The sequence below is a fragment of the Bifidobacterium scaligerum genome (genome assembly GCF_002802865.1).
Taxonomy (GTDB): domain Bacteria; phylum Actinomycetota; class Actinomycetes; order Actinomycetales; family Bifidobacteriaceae; genus Bifidobacterium; species Bifidobacterium scaligerum.
On record NZ_PGLQ01000002.1, the window covers coordinates 319,532 to 344,590 of the forward strand.

The 25,059-nt window shown below is 58.3% G+C and carries 17 protein-coding genes, 1 tRNA gene and 1 pseudogene; 8 read left to right on the forward strand and 11 right to left on the reverse strand.

What is annotated here, in order from left to right:
• Window positions 1-94 precede the first annotated feature (94 nt).
• The 4 genes from ispG to CUU80_RS04480 all read right to left on the reverse strand — a co-directional run bounded on the left by ispG (window position 95) and on the right by CUU80_RS04480 (window position 5,988).
• The gene (gene ispG, locus CUU80_RS04465; RefSeq protein WP_165775828.1) at window positions 95-1,318 is read right to left on the reverse strand and encodes a flavodoxin-dependent (E)-4-hydroxy-3-methylbut-2-enyl-diphosphate synthase; all 1,224 of its coding nucleotides are present in this window, start codon (window positions 1,316-1,318) and stop codon (window positions 95-97) included.
• Complete coding sequence (gene dxr / locus CUU80_RS04470) at window positions 1,315-2,505, reverse strand: 1-deoxy-D-xylulose-5-phosphate reductoisomerase (protein ID WP_100496157.1); 1,191 nt, start codon at window positions 2,503-2,505, stop codon at window positions 1,315-1,317. Before dxr ends, ispG begins: the two co-directional genes overlap by 4 nt.
• Complete coding sequence (locus tag CUU80_RS04475) at window positions 2,502-4,166, reverse strand: DivIVA domain-containing protein (protein WP_100496158.1); 1,665 nt, start codon at window positions 4,164-4,166, stop codon at window positions 2,502-2,504. The genes dxr and CUU80_RS04475 overlap by 4 nt, the downstream gene beginning before the upstream one ends.
• A 109-nt stretch (window positions 4,167-4,275) precedes the next feature.
• Window positions 4,276-5,988 (reverse strand): zinc-dependent metalloprotease, encoded by a 1,713-nt coding sequence (locus CUU80_RS04480; protein WP_100496159.1) that lies wholly within the window; start codon window positions 5,986-5,988, stop codon window positions 4,276-4,278.
• Window positions 5,989-6,121: 133 nt separating this feature from the next.
• Here CUU80_RS04480 and CUU80_RS04485 point away from each other — a divergent pair, with 133 nt between their 5' ends.
• From CUU80_RS04485 to CUU80_RS04495, 3 genes are all read left to right on the forward strand, one after another.
• A complete protein-coding gene (locus tag CUU80_RS04485) occupies window positions 6,122-6,982 on the forward strand; it encodes a YlbL family protein (RefSeq protein WP_100496160.1) in 861 nt (286 codons plus the stop codon).
• 113 nt (window positions 6,983-7,095) lie between these two features.
• The gene (locus CUU80_RS04490; protein ID WP_100496161.1) at window positions 7,096-7,512 is read left to right on the forward strand and encodes a DUF3052 domain-containing protein; all 417 of its coding nucleotides are present in this window, start codon (window positions 7,096-7,098) and stop codon (window positions 7,510-7,512) included.
• Between the two features lie 184 nt (window positions 7,513-7,696).
• Window positions 7,697-7,770: transfer RNA gene (locus tag CUU80_RS04495), tRNA-Val, on the forward strand.
• A gap of 11 nt (window positions 7,771-7,781) precedes the next feature.
• Here CUU80_RS04495 and CUU80_RS04500 read toward each other — a convergent pair.
• Entirely contained in the window at window positions 7,782-9,350 is a 1,569-nt protein-coding gene (locus CUU80_RS04500; protein WP_100496162.1) for an ATP-dependent helicase, read from the reverse strand.
• A gap of 95 nt (window positions 9,351-9,445) precedes the next feature.
• Here CUU80_RS04500 and CUU80_RS04505 point away from each other — a divergent pair, with 95 nt between their 5' ends.
• Complete coding sequence (locus CUU80_RS04505; RefSeq protein WP_100496163.1) at window positions 9,446-11,248, forward strand: phosphotransferase; 1,803 nt, start codon at window positions 9,446-9,448, stop codon at window positions 11,246-11,248.
• Window positions 11,249-11,351: 103 nt separating this feature from the next.
• The gene (locus tag CUU80_RS04510; RefSeq protein WP_100496164.1) at window positions 11,352-11,576 is read left to right on the forward strand and encodes a DUF3107 domain-containing protein; all 225 of its coding nucleotides are present in this window, start codon (window positions 11,352-11,354) and stop codon (window positions 11,574-11,576) included.
• A gap of 161 nt (window positions 11,577-11,737) precedes the next feature.
• Here CUU80_RS04510 and CUU80_RS04515 read toward each other — a convergent pair whose 3' ends face one another.
• From CUU80_RS04515 to CUU80_RS04525, 3 genes are all read right to left on the reverse strand, one after another.
• On the reverse strand, window positions 11,738-12,733 hold the full coding sequence (locus CUU80_RS04515; protein ID WP_100496165.1) for an AEC family transporter: 996 nt from the start codon (window positions 12,731-12,733) through the stop codon (window positions 11,738-11,740).
• Window positions 12,734-12,842: 109 nt separating this feature from the next.
• Window positions 12,843-14,180, reverse strand: a complete 1,338-nt coding sequence (locus CUU80_RS04520) for an MATE family efflux transporter (protein ID WP_100496166.1) — start codon at window positions 14,178-14,180, stop codon at window positions 12,843-12,845.
• A gap of 266 nt (window positions 14,181-14,446) precedes the next feature.
• Window positions 14,447-16,603, reverse strand: a complete 2,157-nt coding sequence (locus CUU80_RS04525) for a GTP-binding protein (protein ID WP_100496167.1) — start codon at window positions 16,601-16,603, stop codon at window positions 14,447-14,449.
• Between the two features lie 226 nt (window positions 16,604-16,829).
• On the opposite strand from CUU80_RS04525, the gene CUU80_RS04530 reads away from it, so the two are divergent.
• Window positions 16,830-17,564, forward strand: coding sequence for a 3'-5' exonuclease (locus CUU80_RS04530; protein ID WP_439329966.1), 735 nt, complete (start codon window positions 16,830-16,832; stop codon window positions 17,562-17,564).
• A 313-nt stretch (window positions 17,565-17,877) separates the two neighbouring features.
• On the opposite strand, the gene CUU80_RS04535 is transcribed toward CUU80_RS04530, so the two are convergent.
• Complete coding sequence (locus tag CUU80_RS04535; RefSeq protein ID WP_243388635.1) at window positions 17,878-19,167, reverse strand: ATP-binding protein; 1,290 nt, start codon at window positions 19,165-19,167, stop codon at window positions 17,878-17,880.
• Window positions 19,168-19,394: 227 nt separating this feature from the next.
• Between CUU80_RS04535 and CUU80_RS04540 the strand changes: the two genes are divergently transcribed.
• A complete protein-coding gene (locus tag CUU80_RS04540) occupies window positions 19,395-19,673 on the forward strand; it encodes a helix-turn-helix domain-containing protein (protein WP_243388636.1) in 279 nt (92 codons plus the stop codon).
• 34 nt (window positions 19,674-19,707) lie between these two features.
• Here CUU80_RS04540 and CUU80_RS04545 read toward each other — a convergent pair.
• Window positions 19,708-22,522: pseudogene (locus CUU80_RS04545) on the reverse strand (DNA methyltransferase).
• 127 nt (window positions 22,523-22,649) lie between these two features.
• On the reverse strand, window positions 22,650-24,515 hold the full coding sequence (gene ilvD, locus CUU80_RS04550; protein WP_100496168.1) for a dihydroxy-acid dehydratase: 1,866 nt from the start codon (window positions 24,513-24,515) through the stop codon (window positions 22,650-22,652).
• A gap of 216 nt (window positions 24,516-24,731) precedes the next feature.
• On the opposite strand from ilvD, the gene rpoZ reads away from it, so the two are divergent.
• A complete protein-coding gene (gene rpoZ / locus CUU80_RS04555; RefSeq protein WP_100496169.1) occupies window positions 24,732-25,046 on the forward strand; it encodes a DNA-directed RNA polymerase subunit omega in 315 nt (104 codons plus the stop codon).
• The last annotated feature ends 13 nt before the right edge of the window (window positions 25,047-25,059 follow it).

Below are 25,059 nucleotides of genomic sequence, written 5' to 3' on the forward strand. Positions count from 1 at the left end.
CCTACCCTGCTGCGTCGGGCCGTTACGTTGGCGGCGAACAACTGGGCTCGCCGCCGGGCATCTTGCTGCGGAAAAAAGAAAACGTCGGATCGGGTCAGCGGTTCGGGTGCTGGATCGGCACGACAACCGGGCCGGTGGAGCCGGCAGGAACCTGTCCGTCCGCTTCCATCTGGGCGGCGATCTCTTGGGCCTTGGTGAGCAATGTTTCCACGATCTGGTCTTCAGGCACGGTTTCGACAACCTTGCCCTTGATGAAGATCTGGCCTTTGCCGTTGCCGGAAGCCACGCCGAGGTCAGCCTCTCGCGCCTCGCCGGGTCCGTTGACGATACAACCCATCACGGCCACGCGAATCGGCGCGGTCACATCCTTCAATCCTTCGGTCACTGCGGAGGCGAGCTGAATCACATCCACTTGGGCGCGGCCGCAGCTCGGGCAGGAGATGATGTCGAACTTGCGCGGACGCAGCCCCATGTACTCCAAAAGCTTGCAGCCCACCTTGACCTCTTCGACCGGAGGCGCGGAAAGGGACACGCGAATCGTGTCGCCGATGCCTTCGGCAAGCAACGCGCCAAAAGCAAGGCAGGATTTGATGGTGCCCTGCCAGGCGGGACCGGCTTCGGTGACGCCGAGATGCAACGGCCAGTCGCCTTTAGAGGCAAGCAGACGATACGTTTCCACCATGGTGATCACGTCATGGTGCTTGACGGAGATCTTGAAGTCATGGAAGCCCACATCTTCGAACATATGCGCTTCCTTGAGAGCGGAAGCTACAAGCGCCTCAGGGGTGGGTCCACCGTATTTGGCGTAGAGCTCCTTGTCGAGCGAACCGGCGTTCACACCGATGCGCAAGGAGATGCCGGCATCCGTAGCGGCCTTGCAAATGGAGGGACCTACTTCGTCGAACTTACGGATATTGCCGGGGTTCACGCGCACCGCAGCGCAACCGGCATCAATGGCCTGAAACACGTACTTGGATTGGAAGTGAATGTCTGCGATAACAGGAATCGGCGACTTCCGGCAGATCTCCGGCAAAGCGTCCGCATCGTCCTGACTGGGCACTGCGACTCGAACGATGTCGCATCCGGCTGCGGTCAGTTCAGCGATCTGCTGGAGCGTCGCCGGCACGTTGGCAGTGAGCGTATTGGTCATCGACTGCACGGAGATGGGCGCGCCACCGCCAACCGGCACCGGTCCGACCATGATGCGACGCGACTTGCGCCGCGGATGTAATGGCGATTCGCTGGTCAGCTCGATCGGATTGCCGGTTTTGCGGAACGGTTTGTCAATGGGTTTTTCCATATTCAAGGTATTCATCATTGCTTGTCTATCAGATCGTCGGCCAGACGACGTGCTTCCAATTCGATCTGGTTCATTTCCTCCACGTCCGCAAACAACGGATTGCCACGCAGTTCAGCATCCATCTCGTCAAGCACCGCTTTGACAGTATCGACAATGCCGAGATATGGCAAGCGGTGATCCAGGAACGCGTGAACCGCCTGTTCGTTGGCGGCATTGAGCACCGCCGCATGCTTCTCGGAAGCGCTCAGGCAATGCCGTGCCAGCTGAACGGCCGGGAACGCCTCGTCATCCAACGGCTCAAATGTCCACGAAGCGGCCTGTGTCCAATCGCATGCCGCCGCCACATTGTCCATTCGCTCCGGTGCGGATAGTCCCAAAGCGATGGGCAGACGCATGTCGGGCGGCGAGGCCTGACAAATCGTGGCACCGTCAACAAATTCAACCATGGAATGCACGATGGATTGCGGATGCACGGTCACGGCGATACGGTCCGGGGGTATGTCAAACAGACGGGATGCTTCGATGACTTCCAACCCTTTGTTCATCAGGGTCGAGGAATTGATGGTCACCACCGGCCCCATGTTCCATGTGGGGTGATGCAGCGCCTGTTCCGGGGTGATCTGAGCCATATCGGCACGATGCCAGCCACGGAACGGCCCGCCCGAAGCCGTAACCACCAGTTTGGCGACTTCGGCATGGGTACCGGAACGCAGCGACTGCCAGATTGCGGAATGTTCGGAATCCACCGGATTGATTTGGTTGGCACGCACCTGCGAGTCAAACAGCAGATGGCCGCCGGCCACTACGGATTCCTTGTTGGCCAACGCCAACTGGGATGAGGCTCGCAACGCGGCGATGGACGGTTCAAGGCCAATGGAGCCGGTGATGCCATTGAGTACGACATCCGCACCAGAACCGGCCATCGCGACAACCGCCTCGCGGCCGGCGCTGACGGCAACATCTTGCGCGCCGGCCTGAGCCAGGGCCTCGCGCAGTGCGGGAACCTTGGCCTGGTCGAATATCGCCACCCGCGGCACATGGAATTGCGCGGCTTGGCGGGCGAGCAACTCAACATGCGCTCCTCCGGCGGCAAGTCCTGTGACGACGAACCGTTCAGGATGACGGCTGATAACATCCAGCCCTTGAGTGCCGATAGAACCGGTGGAGCCAAGAATCACCACCGTAGAGGTGCGGGTCACGCTCAACGTCCCTTCTTTGTCGAATCGTTCAGAGTGGGGAATGACAGGTCCGGAATCTCCGTGTCAAGATCGCTGCTCATCGGGAACAGCATCGCGAACGGGTTGGCGGCGGCGCTGTCATGTTTCGGTTCCTCGGGCTTTGCCTCAGGCTGCTCAACCTGCGACTCGGGTTCAGGTTCAGCGACAGGCACGGCAGACTTGTGCTCCGGAGTGTGCTCGACAGGCTGCACCGAAGCGGAGGAACCGGCATAGGCATGTGCCGGAGCAGTGGTCTCGCCGGCCGAGCGGTCGGCCGAGGAACCTGCCGGAGCGGCAAACGGCGCAGACGGAGCAGCCACCGGTGCGATGGGCTCGGGAAGATCGCTGAGCTTCAGCTGCGGCGAACCGAGATCCGGCAGCTTGGGAGTGAACGACTGGGTGTTCACCACAGGAATCTCCTGTGAAATCTCTGCCATATGGGCCAGCGCGGCCAATGAAGAATCACTCTGACCGGCATTGTCGGTATGGGCATCGAAGATGGACGATTCTTGTGTGGGCTGCGACGGAGCGAAGCTCACCGGTTGCGTTGCGGTGGATGGTGCAGGCACTGCGCTCGGTGTCGCAACAGGCTCGGCCGCAGGCGTCACGGGTGCAATCTTGTGTTCCGGAACAGGTCCCGGATGGGCCACCGGCGGCTGTGCGGCAGCGTACGGCGTGCCAGCAGACGCAGATGACGATGTTGCCGTCTGGGGAGCAAAGGAGGGAGGCACTGCAACAGGGGCCGCCACTGGGGCCGCCGCGGCAACGGTTGCGGCGGGTGCCGCCGCTACCGGCGAAGTCGGAGCCGGGGCTGCAAACAGATTTCGCTCAGCCTGATGCAGCGCGTCAAACGAATCATCATGGTCCGTTGCAGGAGTGGCCGTAGGACGGACATCCGCAGCAGGCGGCTGCGCCCCAGCCGCGAACAGCGAGGGAACACTGTCGGCGTTCGCAGACGGTGCCGGGACGGAAGCCGACGCAGATGGCGTCGACGCAGGTTCACCGGAAACATAGTCGGCCACGCGCGCATAGGATTCCAATCGGCTGAGCAGCTGCACGCAGGAATTCAGGAAGTAATCGACCTGACGTTCGTCATAGCCGCGCTTGCCTTTACGCTGCGTGAACACCACATTGTTCACCGTGTTGGCATTCAAATCCGCCAATGCGCGCACATCCGCTTCGCTCACGCCGTCAATGCCCAGAGACGCGGCTGCTTTGTCGACAATCTGATCGACGAGGCGGTCCACCTGCTTCTTGTCGTACGAAGGCTGCTTGGGCGCTCCCGGCTTGAACCGTTCACGTTCGGCACGTTCCGCGTGGGACTGCACCTCACGATACAGCTTCTCCGTCGTGGCTTTCCATGTCACGCGGCCGAATTGCGCGATCTCCCATGTGGTCTGCTTGTCCACAACCGCTCGCTCCAGCCGGCCGAGCGCGGCATCCACCTGAGCGATAACATAACCGTTTTTCTTCACATCGAAGGAAACGTCCTGAATGTCATGCTGGGTGAGCTTGACGCCGTCACTGTCATACAAGGCATGGGCTCGCTCCAGAAAAGCATCCACCTGCTCGGGGTCGTAACCCCACTTGCGCTTGCCTGCGCGGGCGATGCCCGTCTTAGCGTCCCCTTCACGAAGTTCCTGCGCCATCGGCTCTTCAACCTCCTGCTGGATAAATACACTCCAGCACAACTTTACGTGACTATTGCGACGCAATCCGTCGGCTTGGCCCAATCACGCGACCCGCCAAGACCGTAAATCATCGGTCGGCATCGGTTCCCGTGTCGTTCTTCGCATCCTCCCCGTCATCGCCGTCGAGCAGCTTGGAGAGCTCCGCGTCCCAATCGATGGCATCCGATGCCCCCTCAGCGGAGGGATGGACTGGGCCGGCACCAGAACCAGCCGCATTGGAACCAGCCGCACCAGCGACGGCACCGGTGCCCGCACCGGCACCTGAACCGTCCGCCGCCAATACCGGCAACAGGTCGGGGTGCGCCCATTTACCATCGCGCGCATCGGAGCCTTCGGCGGAGGTGATCATCTCCCACAGCCCTGCGGCCTCACGCATGCGCTTGGGGCGAAGCTTCAGGCCGAGCAGACTTTCGAACGTACGCTCCGCAGGTCCTCCCATGGCTCGTTCGCGACGCATCATCTCACGCAGCTGTTCGATATGCGGCAAATGCGCCATACCGGCACGCCATACCACGCAATCAACCCAGCCTTCCACCATGGCCAGCAACGATTCAAGCGAAGCGAGCGCCTCACGCTGTTCCGGCGTATCCGGAATACCGACCTTGGTAAGGTTCACGGCACCGGAGATGGATTCCGGATCCATCGACACCGCATCGCGCAGCTGCTCCTCCATGGCATCCAAATCGATGGAGATGCCGCGCGCATATTTGCCGATCAGCGCCTCGAATCGCGGCATCAGCCACGGCACGGATGCATACAGCCGGGAATGGGCCATCTCCTGCAGGGCGAGGAATGAAAGCACTTCTGATTCCGGAATGCGCTCAGTGGCACCGAATCCGTTGAGCGCGTCCTCAAATGCGGCTGCTTCACCATCCGCATCGATACGCACATGATCCGCGTCCTCGGGCATGTCCTTCTTGGCGGAAGTGAAGCCGATCGGAGCCCGATGCGCATCGGCGTTGGAGGATGGGACATCACCGGCGGATGCTTCATCCGCCGGTCGATCACCATTGAGCAATGCCGAGTATTCGATGGCGTTCTGCGCGATCAGCCCGCCTGCGGGGTTCTTCAGCAATGCAATGCCCTGATCGAAGCTGCCATGCACTTCGCGGCTCAGATCGCCGGCCGCATGGCCCAATTGCATGGCGAACGAGGTATTGCCGAGCAGCTTGATCAATTGTGCAGGATCCTTCATACCGTCAGGAATCGGAATCGGAACCGGCCCGGCGAACATGCCGGAGATCTCACCTTCGCCCAGCATGCCGCCCAATCGGTCTGAGATCACTGATGCGAGCGCCTCATTCATCGACTCGGCCACGGGTGCGGCGAATTTGGCCCACTGGTCGATGGTGCCTTCCACCCAAGCCTGACGAGTCAGCACATCCGGCTCCCCCGGTGCCGGGTCGAAGGCGCAGGCGGTGTCCAGCCACAGGTTCGCCTCGCTCATCGCTCGACGCGCCGCCTCACCGTCCAACGCGGATACGCTGGAGCTCGATCCTGAAGCATTGGCACGTTGCAATGCCAGCGACTTTGCGAGCTTGACGTTGATCGGTCCTTCCTCCACGGTGCGCTGCATATCGCCCATGGTGTTCAATCCGCCGGCGGTGAATGCGGCCATCATCTGCTGCACTTCACTGGGGTCAGGCAGACGGCTGGGATCCTGACTCATCAGTTGCTCGCGAATCGAATCCGGCAACTGGCTGATCTGCTGCCAGGCCATTTCGCCTTGAATCGGGCCGAAGCATTTGATCAGCCATTCGTGAATCGCGTTGTCATCCATGCGCATCCTTCTTTGCTCAGCGGTGTTACCACAAGTGTAGGGGGTTGTCTCGCCGTTCGCTGCCGGCCAAGCCCGAAAACGATCGAGTCTGCGTTTTCCTTCCGGCGGATACATTACGCATACACTGTTGCGTATGGTTGAACGTCTCAAAGGTTTCCTTCACCACATTCGCGATTATTTCGCAGCACGGTCGATACGCCATCTCGCCGGCCTGTTCGCTGTGGTACTTGGCATGGTGATTCTGCTGCTGCCCAGCTCTTACGTCATCGAAATGCCCGGTCCTACGCAGAATGTGCTGGGCAAGGCATCCGGCGAAGAGGTCATTGCGGTACAGGGCAAAGGAGTGACTACCTATCGCGATTCCGGCAAACTGCTGTTAGTCACGGTCAGTGCCTCAGGCGTACCCGGATATCCGATCATCAACGCACAGGCTGTATGGGGATGGGCCAATCCTCACGTGGAGGTGATGCCCCAGGAGGCAGTCGTGCCGGTGGGGCAGACCGCCGATGAATACCGGCAACAGATCGACGACGATATGACCGGCTCTCAGGATGAGGCCAGCGAGGTGGGGCTGCGTTACGTCCGCGAGCATGCGCAAGAACTTGGCGTAGATGCCGATGCTCTGGCCAAGGCCAAGGTGACCATGCATGTTGACAGCATCGGCGGCCCATCCGCAGGCATGATGTATACGTTGGGACTGATCGATAAGCTCACACCGGCCACGGAAAGCGGAGGTCTGACCATCGCAGGCACCGGCACCATCGACAAGCAGGGCAAGGTGGGCAGCATCGGCGGCATACGGCTCAAAATGCTCGGGGCCAAACGAGACGGTGCCACATGGTTCCTGGCCCCTGAGGCGAACTGCTCATCCGTGGTCGGCCATGTGCCCGATGGACTGCGCGACGTGAAAGTCTCCACACTGGACGAGGCGTATCAGGCATTGGTCGCCATCGGCAAGGGGCAGGGCGATGATCTGCCGCACTGCACCGCCTGAGAAGCCGCACAAACCATGCATGCCGCTTCCGCCTTTCATTCCTCTGCCCACATTGCGAAGTTTTTCGGCCGAGTTAACGCATTTGTTCGCCAAGACTTGCTAATGTGTCCCCTGTGAATCAAACCGCATCACAAAAGGCTGAAGAATTCGGATTCAAACCCGGCGACATCGTCCAGGAATGGCTCTGGGACGATGACGTGGACGACTCCGTGCGCGCACAGATCGAGAAGCTCACGGGCGAGGAACTCGTAGACGAGGACTACGACTCCGCCGTGGATGGCGTCATCGTGTGGTGGCGTGACGGCGACGATGAGGACGAACTGTCCGACACCATCGTCGATGCCTATTCGGTACTGGGGCAGGATGGTCCGATGTGGATTTTGACCCCCAAGCCTGGTCGTCCCGGCGCTCCCGGCTCCTCCACCGTGCAATCCGCGGCACAGACTGCAGGCATGAACGCAGCCACGCCGTTGACGGTCAGCCCCGATTGGAACGGCATTCGTCTGCGCGCCTTCGGCAAAGGCCGCTGACCGGTCCGGGCAAGTCACCACGACCATAGGTCATCGTCAGCCCATAAAACCGTAAGGACCATAGGCGTACGCCGTTACGGACGTTCAGGCCACCTCGTGAAGTCGAGATGTGACCTGAATAATGTGATTTTGTGTGCGTTTCAGCGTGTCGCTGTGCCGCCCATACGGTACTGTGGTCACTTGCGGGCGATTAGCTCAGTTGGTTAGAGCGCCACCTTTACACGGTGGATGTCGGGGGTTCGAGTCCCTCATCGCCCACAGTTTTCAGTTCATAGAAAGCGCGAAGGCCTCCGTTGCTGTGCGCCATATCCATCTTTGGTTTTCGCATACGAGAGTTGCAGACTGTCTTCCGCACGCGTAATGCCCACATACATGAGCCTTCGCTCCTCTTCCAGCGCCTCTGACGACTCAGGCGCTCCAAACGGCAGCAGTCCTTCGGAACAACCGATCAGGAACACATGCTTGAACTCCAGACCCTTTGCCGCATGAATCGTGGAGATCGTCACGCCCGGGTCGTCATCTTGCCTCATGCCGGACGGATCCAATCCCATGGCCTCCAGCAAAGCGCGTTTGGAAGCCATTTCATCGGCCAAAGCCGTTGACTGCCATCCTGAATCCCGACGCACCCGGCATTTGATCCCCAAGGCTCTCAGCGCCGAAACGAACGCCGCTTGCTGCGCGTTGATGCGCGTCAGGATCGCGCAATCGGAAGGCTTCGCTCCCTGCGCGATCAGACGAGCTATGCGCGCGGCCACTCCTTGCGCCTCTTGCAGATCGGTGTCATAGGCGATTCTCCCTACGCGGCGTCCTGGCTCCCGGGCCGAAACAAGACGGAGATAATCACCACGATCCGGTGCCGAGGCAAGTACCCGATTCGCCAAGGTCACCACTTCCGGAGTCGAACGGTAATCCGTATTGAGATTGATATCCGCGGCCAGCGGGCCGAATTCCTCGCCGAATTGCAGCAGATCCCAACTGGATGCGCCAGCGAACGAATAAATCGTCTGCGCCGGATCCCCCACCACGCAGATATTGCGATTCAGCACCCGATCGTCCTCGGCTCCCCCGCCGAGCCAGAGTCTCAATAACCGATGCTGCAACGGAGAGACATCCTGATACTCGTCGACGGTCAGCCATCCGATCGAAGCACGTATGCGAGCGGCCTCATCGGGAAAGTCATCCATGATATGACACACCAGCAGCAGAATGTCATCAAAATCAATTTCCCCTCGGGATGTCTTCTCCTGCTCGTACGCCGCATAGACGTCAGCGAACTTCGCCGGGTCAAGACCTGCCGGATTCTGGCGGCCAACCATCGCGGCGATACGCGCATAATCGTCAACCGGCACCAGCGAGATCTTGGCCCAATTGATTTCGGCAAGTACATCGCGCACGATCAGCGGATCGATATCCGCAATCGCCGTGGCGCGCGTGATCGCGCGAGATACTACATCGCGCTGATCCTCGATCAGATGAGGGAACGGCGCTTCGCATACGTCCGTCCATACCTCATTGAGCTGGCGCAACGCCGCGGAGTGGAACGTCGCCGCGGTCACGCCTCGGCCGCCTCCCTCGGCGAGGCCACCGGTCGAACCTGCCACACCGAGCTGTTCCAAACGCGCACGCATTTCCGCCGCAGCCTTCACCGAGAAGGTCACGGCAAGAACCCGTTCGGGCTTCCACGCCCCGGTGGCACAGGCGTAGGCGATGCGTCTCGTCACCGTTCTGGTCTTGCCGGCTCCGGCTCCGGCGATGATGCGCACAGGTCCGTGCAGCGTGGTCACCGCCTTGCGCTGTTGATCGTCAAGCCCTTCAAGAATCCCCTGCACCTGTTCCATACCTTCCATTGTGGCATGGAAACCGTGACGCGAACCGTCCATACGTCTTACAGAACGTGTCACGAAGACACGGCATGTATTAGTGTGGAAGGGTGATGAAACGTAGCGAATATATGTTGGCGGCGCTTGCCTCGGCGGTTCTGCCGAATCTGGGAGTGTCCGGCGTGCGCGCGAACGTACAGCCCAGCGCGACCGATGAAGCCAACGGCATCGATCAGACCGTGGTTCAGGACGCCTCTGGCAAGTCGTACGACGTATATGCCACCACCACCAAGGAGGGGCGGTCCCGTCTGATTCGCCGAGTGAAGGCCGCACAGACCTTGGATGCGGCGCGAGAGCCCGGTGGACTCGGCTTTGAGCTGGATCATGTCATCGCTTTCGCCCGGGGAGATGTTTCGCAGCCGGGTCAGACCGCCACCGCACAGGCGCTCGGCCGGCAAGCCCGGCAAGAGGATGAGACGCCGCGCGCCGCGAAGAAGCCCGGTCCCACCGGTGAAACCACCGTGATGGTGACCACGCATAACGATGGCGAAGCGCGTTCGCTCGATTTGCTGACTTTGGATGATTGCACCGCCGTCGGCACTGCAATCGGAGCCATTCATCGGCTCTCCCCCGCATTCCTGTCCGCCGCCAAATACCCGGTGTTCACCACCGGGCAGATTCGTGCGCAGCTGACTGCATGGATTCGCCGACTACGCAATGCGGGGCATGTGCCGACCGAGATTACGGACAGTTGGGCACGCATCATGGAAACCGAAGGATTGTGGTCCTTCACCACATGCACGGTGCATGGCGGTTTCAGCGACGGTGACTTCCTGTTCTCCAACTCCACCATCACTGCGGTGACCAATTGGCAGGACATGCAGGTGAACGACCCTGCGCGCGATCTGGCGTGGATTTTCGGCAAACTCGATGAGAACCACCGCAATGCCGTGCTTTCCGCATACGGACGCATGATGGGCTCCCGGCTCGACGATCTCATCATGCTCAGGGCCAACCTGTGGCTGCAGATGGAGCAGGTGGGCGATTTCATTCAGGCGCTGAATCGTGCGGACAACGACCGTATCGTCCAGTTCAAGGCTCAGGTGGAGCGTCTGGCACATCAGCTGGGCGTTATGCGTCATGAGACCGCCACCACGGTTCCGGCCGCGGGGGCGGCGGCCAAGCCCGGCTCCCCCTCCACCATCACCGTAGGCGCATTGCTGCAGGACCAGCAGCGCCCTGCCTCCGCACAGCCGCAAGCTTCGCGTTCCGCTTCCGCCACGCAAACCGTGCAGCCGGCCGCTACACAGCCGGCATCCGCCACGCGACCGGTCTCCCCCATGCAGACCGCCGCTACGATTGCCCAGCCGAACGATGATACGCCGGATCCGGATAAAACCGGTTCCGCTGAAATCGTGGCAGCCGGAGACGTGGACGTGACCGGTGCCGAGGCAGCGGATCGCACCGACAATCATCCACAAACCGCCATGCCCTACAGCGCGTCCGACAAAACCGGCAGCAGTCGGGTCCAGACGCCGAACGCCGTCGAGTCCTCCGCCGCATATACCGCGGCCGGCTCCTCCTCTGTGACGATCACACTGAAGGAGCTTATCGACATGAACGATGCGCAATCCGGCGCGGTCAAGGAAGCCAAGGCCAGCGGACCCGCAACAGGCACCATCGACGCCACCGGCACCGCAACGGGCACTCGACGTGCGGCGAACGCCACCACCGATGCACGCCCCACGCAACCGGTCAATGCGACTACCTCCAGCAATCTTTGGCACGGATCGCATAGCTCTCCCGACGCGCAGACCACGGTAATCCCACTGTTGGAGCGCGAGGAGCGCGCCCTGCGCGATGCACGCGCCGGACTGGACGGTTATGACAGCGAGGGCAACCCGCTGTCCAGGTAAGCGTCATCGGCCCTGCGAAAGCCTCTTCCCATTGACGGGGTACAGCATCTTTCCCGACCGTAACCATTCAAAGAACAACTCAAGGAAAAGGAACACAATCATCATGGATATTGAACTGGGCATCCAGAACGTTGCACGTCCGGTGAATTTCAGCACCGACGACTCGGCGGATCAGGTTGGTGCCGCCATCGCCCGCGCCGTGAACGACGGCGAATCGATTGATCTGACCGACGATAAGGGTCGTCGTATCATCGTGCCGGCCAAGGCGCTGGGCTACGCCGTCATCGGCTCCGAGACCAAGCATGCCGTGGGCTTCGGTGCACTCTGATATCGCACTCTGATATCTTCAGACCGCTTCCGCTCACAACATATGTGAATGTGCGCTGATACCCGACTGCGGAACACCGCAGGGAGTACCAGCGCACATTCGTTTATGTCATAGCGACGCTATCGACAACAACTCACTGATCGCAAGACCAGCGCAAAACGTCAGAATACGACGGCGGAGACGATGGTGAGTGAAACCAGCGAGAACAAGGTGCTCACCAGTACAAAACCGACGGCGTAGTCGGGCATGTTGTTTTTCCGGCCGGTGAACATCGCGATCGTGGTCATCGTCGGCAAGCCGGCAATAACAGTCATCATCAATATCATGTCATGGGTGACCGGCAGCCACGGGCAGACGGCGGCGAGCGCGGTCAGCAACGCATAGAATCCGAGCGGGAAGGCGATCATCTTGGTCACCAATCCCACATACAATTCGTAGCGTTTCAATACGCCCCACCAGCGCGTCAGCGCGAACAGGCCACCGAGATAAATCAGCGACATCGGCGTGGCCATGCCTCCGATGGTATGCAACGGTTTCAAGATCAGTTCGGGCACGCGTATGCCAAGCAAAATCAATGCCAGCGCAATCATCACACCGATGAAGGCGGGATTCACGAAACGCTTCGCCAGATTCAGCAGGTCGTCGCGCAATGATGCGAACGGATTCGTGCGGTGAGGGGCGAGGTGTTCATGATCGGACACCGGTTCGCACAGCCATACGCCGTATGTCCACAGCAATGCCTGATCGACCAACGACATCAACGCCACATAAATGGCACCTTCATGCGCAAACAGTGCCATAACCAATGGAATGCCGATGAAACCGGCGTTGCCGAAAATCAGCGAAGCTTGGAATATATGGCTGCGGGAACCATGCAGACGCAGCAGCCGTGCCACGATGGCGAACGCCAATATCAGCAGACCATACATGATGGCAGTCAGCAGCATCACGCCACGGTTGGCGAACAACTGTGCGCGATTCGTACCGTCCACGGCGTTCGAGAACACCAGCACGGGGATCAGCACGTTAAGCAGCAGCGAGCACATGCCGTCAAGCGCCACCTTGCCGTAGAACCGCAGACGCACGCACCCGTAGCCGACCATCAGCATGATCAGGAATCCGACCAGTTGGCCGATCATGACGCCGAACTGGCCCATGTCCATCTCCTCCTGTTTCTCTTACTCGTAGTATTGCGATTGCGGTGCTCGTATTGCTCGTGATGCCGATACCGTATCCGTTGGCCGTTAGGCACCGGTCCGCCGGAGGTCAAGACCGTTGCGCACCCTGCGTACGACGTTGCCCAAGAACGTTGCCCAGCAGATACCGCAGGAACGGAATCGTGGTGACGAACGTCATCATGTCGGCGATGGATTGGGCGACCACCACGCCGGTCAGGCCGATGAAATACGGCAGGACAAGCACCAGCGGTGCCAGATACAGGCCGGTGCGGCATACCGCCAGGAATGATGCGATACCGGTTTTGCCCATGGTCTGGCTCATCATATTGCCCATCATGTTGACGCCGTTCGTCCATGCCGTCAAACATTCGAAGTGCAATGCCGCCACGCCGACCGACACTACGGCAGGATCGGAGCGGAAGATTTCCACGAGCTGAGGCGCGCCGACCCAGATCGCTATGGACAGCGCTACCAGCACGCCGGTGGCGAGCCACACGCAGAACCAGAATCCTTCACGTACGCGGCTGAATTTGCCGGCACCGTAGTTGTATCCGCATACCGGTTGGAAGCCCTGCCCGAGGCCGACGATCACCGAGTTGACGCCGAGCATAATGCGCATCACGATGGCCATGCCGGCGATCGCCGCATCCCCGAACGGGTTGGCGGCAATGTTGACGCAAGTAGTGGCGATCGAGCCAGCGGACTGGCGGACCAACGAGGGAAGGCCGCCGCCGAGAATCTCGCGCAGCAGCAGCGGATCGGGTTTGAAATTGCGCAGCGAAAGCTTCAATACGCCGAATCGCGCACTCATGACGACGAGAATCACGAAACTCACGCTCTGACAGATACCGGTGGCCAGTCCGGCACCGAAAATGCCCATGTCCAGCACGAAGATGAACAACGGTGCCAACATGAAGTTGAGCAGCGATCCGGTGACCAGACCGATCATGCCGAACGCCGATTGACCTTGATAGCGCAGCAATCCGTTCAATGCGAAGGAGCCGCACACGCATGGTGCGGCCACAAGAATCGGTGTCAGATATTGCACGGCATATGGTGCGATGGTCTCCGTGGAGCCGAGCATCACGACCAGAGGGCGCAAGGTGGCCAAGCAGATGATGGCGACCACAAGACCAAAAGAGAACGCCGCCACGAATCCGATGGCCAGCAGTCTGGATGCACGCTCGTTGTTGCGTTTGCCGAGTTCACGGCTCATCGAATTGCCTGCACCGTTGCCGCAGAAAAAGCCCAGCGCCTGAAGAATCGTCATGATGGAGAAGGCGATGCCAATGGCTCCGGATTGCGCAGTGCCGAGCTGCCCGATAAAGAATGTGTCGGTGAGATTATATGCAGTGGTCACCAGATTGGAGATCACCGCCGGCACGCTCAACGTCAGGATCAGGGAGGGAATCGGCTGTTCGGTCATCTGCCGGTATTTCGCGTCTGCCGACGCCCGTCGTATTGCCTGATGCACCTGAGTCTGAGCCACGGTCGGTTATCCTACTCGCACATGCGGCCACGGCATCCCCCGCACCCGAATACCGGCCGCGCCCGCTCTCCCCAATGTCTGCTTTTTGCTCGGCCGGGTGTACCCTGATCAATCAAACGCTTATCAGAACGCTCACGAGCGCCCACCAAAGGTCCAGTACACAGATCGTCCGCCGACAGGTTCCATTCGCCGCGCCGCCTTGCTCAATCCGCGGCATAAGGAAGATGCATGAATTCGGGCACTTTGTACCATTTGACGGGGTAGCCGGCACCATGGGCGCAGAATACGGAATCTGGCGTATTGTCCAGATCCGATTCGGGATCATATGCGCACTCGCGAACCACGCGTTCCTCGTCATGGCAGGGGCGGTAACCGCCGAAGGTGGCGGAGAAGCGGCCATGACCATGCGTATAGCGGTTCACGTCCATCGCGTAATCGCGCATTTCGGAAACCGGTGCGGTTCCTTCGATCAGTGCATAGGAACCATCCTCCGTTGGCGGGTCGAATGCGCCGCTCATCCGTTGAATGTCACTCATGGCCCGTCCGATCATGTCCGCCGGCACTTCCAGACGGAACTGGTACCAAGGTTCCAAAAGCCGGCAATTCCCGATGCCGGAGGTATCTGGACGCTGATCCACAGGCGTGGACGGATGACCACTCACCCCGGCGTGCAACTCCATCAGCCCTTGGCGGATCGCACGATATGTGGCCTGACGGAAGTCACCGCCCTCGGTATGTTTGAGATGCGCCTTGCCGGCCACCAGAGTCATCCGAATATCGGTCAATGGGGCTCCGACCAATACGCCAAGATGCTCCCGTTCTGTCAGATGCGTGAGAATAAGCCGCTGCCAGCTGCGATCCAACTCGTTTTCCGACAGCACTGACGAGACGACAATGCCGCTGCCCGGCTCGCCTGGTTCCAGCCGAATATGCGCTTCGGCGTAATGCCTCAGCGGTTCGAAATGCCCTACGCCTTCAATCGGCGCGGTAATGGTTTCCCTATAGAGAATGGAACCGGGACTGAACTCCACGTCCAAACCGAATCTGGAGTGGAGCGTCTGCTGGACGATTTCCAGCTGAACGGCACCCATCAGCTGCACATGAATCTCTTGCAGACGCTCCACCCACACCACATGCAGCAGAGGATCCTCATCCTCCAATTCCCGCAACGCCGCGATGACCTTGTGCAAAGTCAAATCATCGAATGCCGGACGGCGCGCTATCGGCTGAGAGGCCGACGCCGGTTCGTCGCCGCTCTCATCAGTGACCTCGCTTGACGATTCGGCGCCATGATCAGCGGCCTGTGCCGCCGCTCCTTCGGGCAGTACGGTATAGGTCAGCACCGGCTGCAGCGACGGAGATTCCGCATTCGGTTCCGCACCCAATCCTTCGCCGGGGAACGTACCGTTCAGACCGGTCACTGCACATACCGCTCCCGCCGGCACTTCGGTAACCGTTTCGAATTTCGCACCGTTATATACGCGCACCTGATCGATCTTCTCGGATTCGTCTCCGACATCGATCACCTCTTTGGCTTTCAACGTTCCACCGGTCACTCTCAGCCAGGTCATACGGTTATGCTGCGCATCATGCGCGATTTTGAACACCCGCGCACCAAACAACTCCGGCCATTGCGTCTCGGCCGTGAACTGCTCCAAACCATCCAGGAATTCCTCGATGCCATCCAGCTTCAGGGCGGAACCGAAGAACACCGGGAACAGGCTACGCGCAGCGATCATCGACTGCACACGCCCCACCGTCAATGCGCCGGATTCCAGATACTCATCCATCGCCTGTTCGTCCAACGTGGCCACGTCCTCAGCCGCATCCCCGAATGGCACGATCCGGCCCAGCGGCTGCACGTTTGAGGTCTGAGCGTCTCGCGTAATCGCAGGCAACGCGAACACCGCATCACCAAATCGCTGACGCAGCTGCATCAGTATCCTGTCGCGATCGAAGCCATCCGTATCGCATTTGTTGACGAAGATGAACGTCGGCACTTCATATCGTGCGAGCAACCGCCACAGGGTTTCCGTATGCCCCTGCACACCATCCGTACCAGACACCACCAGAATCGCATAGTCCAATACCCGCAGCACCCGTTCGGTTTCCGCACCGAAATCGACGTGGCCCGGGGTGTCCAGCAACGTCAGACGCATATCACGATGCTCTACAAGCGCCTGATGAGCGAAGATGGTGATGCCACGAGCCTTTTCCAACACATTCGTATCCAGAAAAGCATCGCCGTGGTCCACTCGGCCCAGCTTGCGAATCTCACCACTGCTGTAGAGCAGCGCCTCGGACAGCGTCGTCTTACCGGCATCCACATGCGCCACAATGCCAGCCACAATCCGCTTCATACAGCCTCCTTCCGCACTCGTGATGCAACAGTCGATGCAGTTAGCATAGCCAGGCCGTGTCGTCCAGACAACACGCCATGACGATCAGATCGGCCCAACGCCACAGTTCTCAAATCAACTGCACACCAATATATCTGCATCATGAAGACCCCGGTAAATTTTTACCGTCCACCGTGCCGTGCCGCTACAATAAGTCGAAGCATCGTCCCCACGGCAAGGAGCACCAGTGAGCACTTCCAATATTGGCGTATTCGGAGTCCCACCTACAGACCACGAATACGAGAGCGGCACCGCTGGCCCCCTCACCAATTCGATTCAGCGTATAACGGATGATCGCGCCGGTTTCCCACTGAACTATGTGACCCTCGATCTGGAAACCACCGGCCTGTACCCGAACCGTTGCGCCATAACGGAAATCGGTGCCGTTCGCGTACGCAACGGCAAAATCGTGGACCAGTTCCAGCAGCTCATTAACCCCCGTCGCCCGATTCCGCGGCAGATCACTGCATTGACCGGTATCAGCGACGCGATGGTGGCCAATCAGGATCCCATTGACGATGTGCTCCCCCAATTTATCGACTGGCTGGCCGAGCCATTGGACGGATCCACCCCTGAACCGATTGTGGGTCATAATGTCAGCTTCGATCTGCGGTTCTTGGAATACAATGCGCAGCATGTAGCCGGTATCCCATTTGCCTGTATGGATTATGACACCATGCAGATCAGCCGTGTGCTGTTCCCGGAACATCGGCATCATCGTCTGGCCGATCTGATCGTGCGATTCGGCATTGCCGACAACGAGGAACACCGTGCCTTAAGCGACGCCATCCAAACCCAGCAATGCTTTGAATGGATGCGCGGCTACACCACCTCGCACCGGGATCTCTCCCATCTTGGATGGCGCATGATTCCCTCCAAGGTCAGCGCCGAAATCTTTGACCATCAGCTGGTACTGCGCTAAGCAATCGACGAGCCGCCCCTAGCCGTTCAAGCTTCACATGCCCGACTGGACCCACAGTACTGAAACTTATTAAGACCAGAATACAAGGTAAAGAGTGGTGTAAGCGCCGCCGACTGGGGTCGGAACACCCGTCTCGGCGAATCCATCTGTGTGAGGTAATCGCTTCGCAATATCGCTGCATAGTCAGAGCGATTGTACATTTTACACCATTCTGACTTTACATTTTCCACCACTTCGGTGGTACATTTTCCACCGCCTGAACTGTAGGGCTGTTCTAAAGAACCCACGATGCTTAGACTCGCAGTCAATCCGATCAGGCTCCGAGTAACGTGATCGGCACCACGTATACACCTTCCGGTGTTTTTCTGGCAAATACACCATTGCCAACAATCACCATAAGGAAGGATGGCTCTTGCTGCTGCGAGTAGGGGTTGGCCATGATGGTATCCCGCACTTTGATAAGTGAATCTATACCTTCCTGAGCTTTGTTCTCACCGAGCTTGATTTCGACTGCAGCCCATCGGCCATCCGCCAATTCAATAATGGCATCTGCCTCCAGACCCTTGTCATCGCGATAGAAATAGACTTTAGGACGCTCGATGCCAACCCAAGCAGAGGTATAAACCAGCAGGTCACGAATCACCAGATTTTCGAACATGTCTCCGAAGACCTGACCATTAGTCAGCAATCGAGAAGGATTAATACCCAATGCCGAAACCGCAAGTGAAGGATCCACGAAATAACGTTTGGACTTCACACGCATTCGGTTCCGCGCTTTGATAGGAGCATCCCAACTCGGCAATTCCTCAATAAGGAATTCACGAATCAACATGTCAACATAACTGGTAGTAGTGGATCGAGCCGGCTCAGCGTCAGATGCCTCGTCAGCCGCATACAGGTCTCGGCTCAACGTTTTTACGGTCGCGGCTTTCGTGTTGTTACGGGCCAGAGACATAATGATGCGTCGTGTCAGTTCCGGGTTTTTCCCCATTCGAGGCGCATTATCTTCGCATACAGCTTCAAGATACTGCTGCGGAATATATAGAGCGCTTTCAATGTCGCTGTCTAGCGAGGCCGGCCAACCTCCGCGGCAAGTCCACTCCGCGATTTGCGCCAATGACGTTTGTGTGGATGCAGGTTCGAAATCCCCCTCAAACAATCCCCGCAACGAGACCGTACCTGTGGAAAGACTCTGCTCATACAAGCTCATTGGACGCATACGCAAATGAGCAATCCGTCCGGCTCCGCTATGCTCATACTGCTCCAATGGAGGAGCGCTTGACCCAGTGAGCAGGTATTGTCCGGCACGATTGGCTGTCTGATCAATTGCATGACGGACGGCATCACGTACAGCAGGAACAGTCTGCCACTCGTCAATCAGGTGTGGCTGATCTCCGATAAGCGACATGGTGGGATCGGCTTCGGCTAAAGGACGAACACGATAATCATCAAGCCCGGTAACACTATTGGCATGCGACAGCGCGCACCATGTTTTGCCGCACCATTTCGCACCATCGATCTGCACTGCTCCAAACACGTTGAGCATTTTCAAAACAGGCGCATCAAGCAGCCTCGGCCTGTATTCATCTGGCTTGAGCGTCATATCCCCGACCCTATCTTACATTTTACACCATTTTCATCTTACATTTTACACCATTCTGACTGTACATTTTACGCCACTTTGGTTGTACATTTCCACCGTCTTCTTTGACGCAGCACAAAAAGAGGCAAATCTGCTACAGTCTCATATTGTCGCAAAGCTATCTCTCGTGATTGATACCGAGGATGGTGAACGTGGTTCTTTTCATGAAACGGTGAGGAGCACTGATTATGCCTACCATGAGTTTCGAGCAGCATTTCGCAAAAGCCAAGGACGATCCTATCGCGCGAGAGGAAATCGAGGAGGAGAGCCGTCGACTTGATGCAGCCGTGGCGCTTATGCGTGCACGCGAAGAAGCAGGACTCTCCCAAGAACAGCTTGCATCGCTCTCGCATATTTCTCGTAGCACCATTAACCGAATCGAGAAAGCTCGAATCAGCCCATCCATCCGGACCCTTGACGCACTTGCTCAGGCTATGGGCAAACGTGCATCCGTCATCATCTCTTGACCGTTGCGTCCCGCGACCACAGAGGTCACCCGCATTATTGATTGGTAAGGGCGGCGTAGTTGGCGAAGAGGAGGGTGAGGCGCTCGTCGTTGGAGCGGCAGGGTTTCTTGGCACCAAAGGCCACATCCACCACCTTGTCCAATGCTTCGTGGGCCTTGCGCAGGTCGACGGGCATGAAATCTGGATCGTACAGGTCCGCCAATGATTGGCCGGGGTGATTCGCACGAGCCGCCAGCACTCCCCTACCCGCTTCGATGACTTTGATACGCATGTCGTCAGAAAGTTCAGGTAGCGGCAAATTATTCCAAACGACTGTGTTAGAAAAACGACATCGGGATTCAAGTCGCCCACCAACGGTCTTCTGCCAAACCATGAACATACTGGATTCGATGATTGCAAAGGCCAATCCTTTGGGATCAATGCAGGTATAGACCATATCGCCAGCGATAATATCCGGTGTATACCAATCGCAGGTCATATATTCACGGTCTTCGCTGAACACTTTGGGAATCGCGAGATAATTGGTGTCCTGCTGATGATCATCTCGGAACAGCCAAGGTGTGGTCCTATGCTTGTAAGCATCACCCTTGACCGGCGCATTTTCGCGATATTCACGACAAGCCTTTATTTTTTCGCGTAAATAAGATGAATTTCTCAATTCATTCGGCTCAGCATCATTCAGCCACAGGCACCATCGCCCAATATTATTGATAAGCTCCTTACCCATACGGAATGGACGTACATACTTTGCTGCAACGGAATCCGACATTGCCTTGTCATATTCCTCGCGAGTATTAATGATGAGATTGCCGCCATCCAACGGCATCGACCCCGAATCGACCAGATTAAGCATCGGAGAAATCGGCCCTGCCTTCTGACTACGCTTGACAATAAATATGTCCGGCCCGTCAATCAGATAGGGATTGATATGTGATGCCCTGATTTCAATGGGGTCACCATTTATTTCCATATATTCAAATAGCCTTAGGGGGGGGGGCAAGTCTTTCGCCGGTATCTTTGCGCATACCAATAATCACTACATGAACATGCGCAACATCGGTGGATTGCGCATCCCATGCGAACGTGCGATGAGCGAACGCGATATGCCATCCGTCTGCGAACAGTGGCTTGAACAAGGATGCCACAGGCTGTCCCTGAACAACAGAGTTCGTGGACACAAATGCGAACGCCGAATCCGATCGAGTCAAATACTGTGATGCCTTGCGATGCCATCCAGTCGCATAATCCAGGTACCCGTCGTAATCCTTGCCCCACACCAGTTTCATATCCTCAGCGGTCTGGCCGGTACGTGAGATATGCCCGATAAACGGCGGGTTGCCCATCACATAGGAGCACTCGGCACCCGGCAGCAGCTCGTTCCAGTCGTATTGCAATGCGTTCGCCTGTACGATGTTGCCGGAATCATGCAGTGGCAGATGATTCAACGTCTGACCGGCGATATCCTCCGTATCATCCAACGCCTGCTGTTCGGCGATCCACAGCGCGGTCTTCGCCACGGACACGGCGAAGTCGTTGATTTCAATGCCGTGGAACTGATCGATACGCACCTTGACCAGCGAACCGGCATCGGAATCCTGACCGAAATCCACATACCCCTGCCCATGCAAACGCGCCGCAATCACCTTGTTCTCCAACTCACGCAACTGGAGGAACGTTTCGGTCAGGAAGTTACCGGATCCACAAGCCGGGTCAAGGAATTTCAGACCGGCAAGCTTATCCTGATACTTCGTCAGACGATTCAGCCGAGCTTGCTCGCCAATGGTCGAATCATCCAGAATGCCGTTAAGCTCATTCTTCAAATCATCCAAAAACAGCGGATCGATAAGCCGGTGAATGTTCTTCACCGTGGTGTAATGCATGCCGCCCTTGCGCCGCTGGTCATGGCTCAGCGTCTCCTCCATCAGCGAGCCGAAAATCACCGGACTGATGTTCTTCCACGAGAAATGCTCGCCGGCATGAATCAACGCGTCACGAATCTCATCGGTGAACGGCGGAATCTCAATCGAACCACGGAACAAACCACCATTCACATACGGGAAGTGCTTAAGCTCATCCTCCAGATACGGGTCGCGCTCGGATTCCGTGGTATCAAGCACCCGGAACAGATCGATGATGGCGCGACGCAGATGCCCGGCATCATAGGATTTCACGTAATCGCTGAAACCATCAGACGGGAACAAGCCCGCATCCTCCGCATAAAGCGCGAACACGAGACGCACAGTGAGCAGAGCAAGGCTGTGATGCGACACCGGATCGTCAGGATTCACATATTGAGCCGCCAACGCGTTATGCAGATTCGCCACCAGCACACCCGCATGCTCGGAAAGCTTCTGCTGCACCACCACACGGGAATGGTCACGGGAGAAAATCCGTCGCAACATATCCACATGTTCAGGCAACTGATCCAACGTGAACTCATCCACCGGAGCACCTGATGCCAGCGGATCGGTCTCCAAATCGTAGAACCGGAAACGATTGAAATTACACGTGCACAGCACGGACGGCTTCAACGAGAACGGCAACGCCTGCGCATACCTGAGCGCCTGCTGCACCGGAGTCACCGGCGTACCCTGACGAATCTCCGACTTATCCAAATCAACGCTGCTGCTTTTCTGCTCCACCAACAGCCGAGCATCCGGGCACAACACATCGATGAACCCGTTGCCCACCGTCCGGTATTCGAATTTCGTTTCCGCCAACGCATTCTTGCGACCAAGCACATTGCCCAACAGGTCAAGCCAAAACGTCTGCGTTTCCTGCTTCTCATCACCACGCCCAGACCACCGGTTCACAAACTCCTGCGTCACCTGCTCCAGCGTCGTTGCCATAGTCACTCCCGAATCTCTGCGTAATCAGCTTTCTCAAGTGTATCCACAACAAAATAGCCTTTCGCGACTTGGCGAAAGGCTATTTCAATGGAACGTCACGCAGCTGAACTGCAACGCGCTAAAGCTATCAGGCGAGACCGGAAAGCTTGTTGATCAGGTCAGGATCCCTAGTAGCACCCTTGTCGGCGGAGCGGGCGAAGGCGGCGTAGGCCTTCAGGGCCTGGGAGACCTTGCGGTCGCGGTGAGCCACGTAGCCGTCTCCGGCTTCCAGCTCGGCGCGGCGCTCAGCCAGCTGCTCGTCGGTCAGCTCAACGTTCACCGAACGGTTCTCGATATCGATGTTGATGATGTCGCCGTTCTTGATGAGCGCGATCGGGCCCTTGTTGGCTGCCTCAGGAGCGATGTGGCCGATGGCCAGACCGGAGGAACCGCCGGAGTAACGGCCATCGGTGAGCATAGCCACCTGCTTGCCGATGCCCTTGCCCTTGACGAAGGAAGTCGGATACAGCATTTCCTGCATGCCCGGGCCGCCCTTCGGGCCTTCATAACGAATCACCAACGCCATGCCGGGCTTCAGGGTGTCATCCAGAATCACCTTGATGGCTTCTTCCTGGGATTCGACCACCAGAGCCGGTCCACGGAACTTCCAGATCTCCTGCGGCACGCCGGCGGTCTTCACCACGCAGCCGTCAGGGGCCAGGTTGCCACGCAGCACGGCGAGGCCGCCCTCGTGGATCTCCGGATGATCGATGTCGTGGATGGCACCGTTCTGGCGATCGGTATCGAGCGTGTCGAACAAGGTGGTGTGCGTCCACGGCTCCGGGGAGATGATGTGGCCTGGAGCGGCCTTGTACATCTGCTTGGCTTCCTCGGTGCAGGTGTCGCGCATGATGTCCCAATCGTTGAGCTTCGCCTCAAGGGTCGGGTAGTCGATGGAGTGTACGTTACGGTGCAGTTTGCCGGCGCGGTCGAGCTCGCCCAGAATGCCGGTGATGCCGCCAGCGCGGTGCACGTCGGAGATCTCCCACTTGCCGGACGGCGAGGCCTTGCAGATGCACGGCACGGTATGGGAGATGCGCTCGATATCATCCAGCGTGAAGTCCACGTCTGCGGACTGGGCCATGGCCAGAATGTGCAGCACGGTGTTGGTGGAGCCGCCCATGGCCACATCCATGGTCATGGCGTTCTCGAAGGCTTCCTTGGTGGCGATGGAGCGCGGCAACACGGAATCGTCGGAGTCGCGGTAGTACTGGTTGGCGATCTTGACCACCTGCTCGGCGGCGCGCTTGAACAGATCCTTGCGGTAGGAGTGGGAGGCCAGAATCGTGCCGTTGCCCGGCAGGGCCAGACCGATGGCCTCGGTCAGGCAGTTCATCGAGTTGGCGGTGAACATGCCGGCGCAGGAACCGCAGGTCGGGCACACGGTCTTCTCGTAGTTGAGCAGATCCTCCTCGGAAACGTTATCGTCTGCGGAGGCGTACATCACGGAGATCAGATCAGTGTTCTTCTTGACGGTGCCGTCGGCCAGCACGGTGGTGCCGGCTTCCATCGGACCGCCGGAGACGAACACGGTCGGGATGTTGAGGCGAAGGGCCGCCATGAGCATGCCCGGAACCACCTTGTCGCAGTTCGGGATGCAGATCAGGGCGTCGGCGCAGTGCGCGTTGCACTGGTATTCCACGGTATCGGCGATGATATCGCGGGAAGGCAGGGAGTAGAGCATGCCAGTGTGGCCCATGGCAATGCCGTCGTCCACGGCCATCGTGTTGAACTCGCGCGGAATGCCGCCCGCTTCCTTGATGGCTTCGGAGACGATGCGTCCGACCTTGTTCAGGTGGACGTGACCGGGCAGGAACTCGTCGAAGGAGTTGGCGATGGCGATAATGGGCTTACGGCCCATGTCGTCGCCGCTGACGCCGGCGGCACGGTAGAGGGCTCGCGCGCCTGCGAAGACGCGGCCGGACATGAGTTTTGCAGATCGCATTTCAGTCATGCTTCTATTCAAGCCCTTGCGAGGGACACGCGTTTTGTCAAGAGTCGAATAGTGGAATTTTCAAAAACGTAACCTTTTTCACACCATCTCACGACACTTCTCGCCTCACAAACTGGTAGAAGAACAACCTCGATCCGCGATTGCCGCGAAGTCCCGGCGCAAGGCTAGACTTTGTTCGGTTGAGATAGATTTTCCAACGTTTGGAGACACATACTTATGGCAGAAGAAACCGAGGTTAAGGGTAACGAGGCGTTCGGCACTGACCCGCACCCCACCGGTCTTGCAAATCCGCCGATTGACGACCTGATGAAGCACGCTGACTCCAAGTACGCGCTGGCCATTTTCGCCGCCAAGCGTGCCCGCCAGATCAACTCCTACTTCACCCAGCTGAACGAGGGCCTGCTGCAGAACGTCGGCCCGCTGGTCGAGTACCAGAACAACGAGAAGCCGCTGTCCATCGCCTTCCGCGAGATCGACGAGGGTCTGCTTGAGGAGACTCTGGGCGAGGACGACGCCAACGAGGGCAACTGATCTACGGATCTAC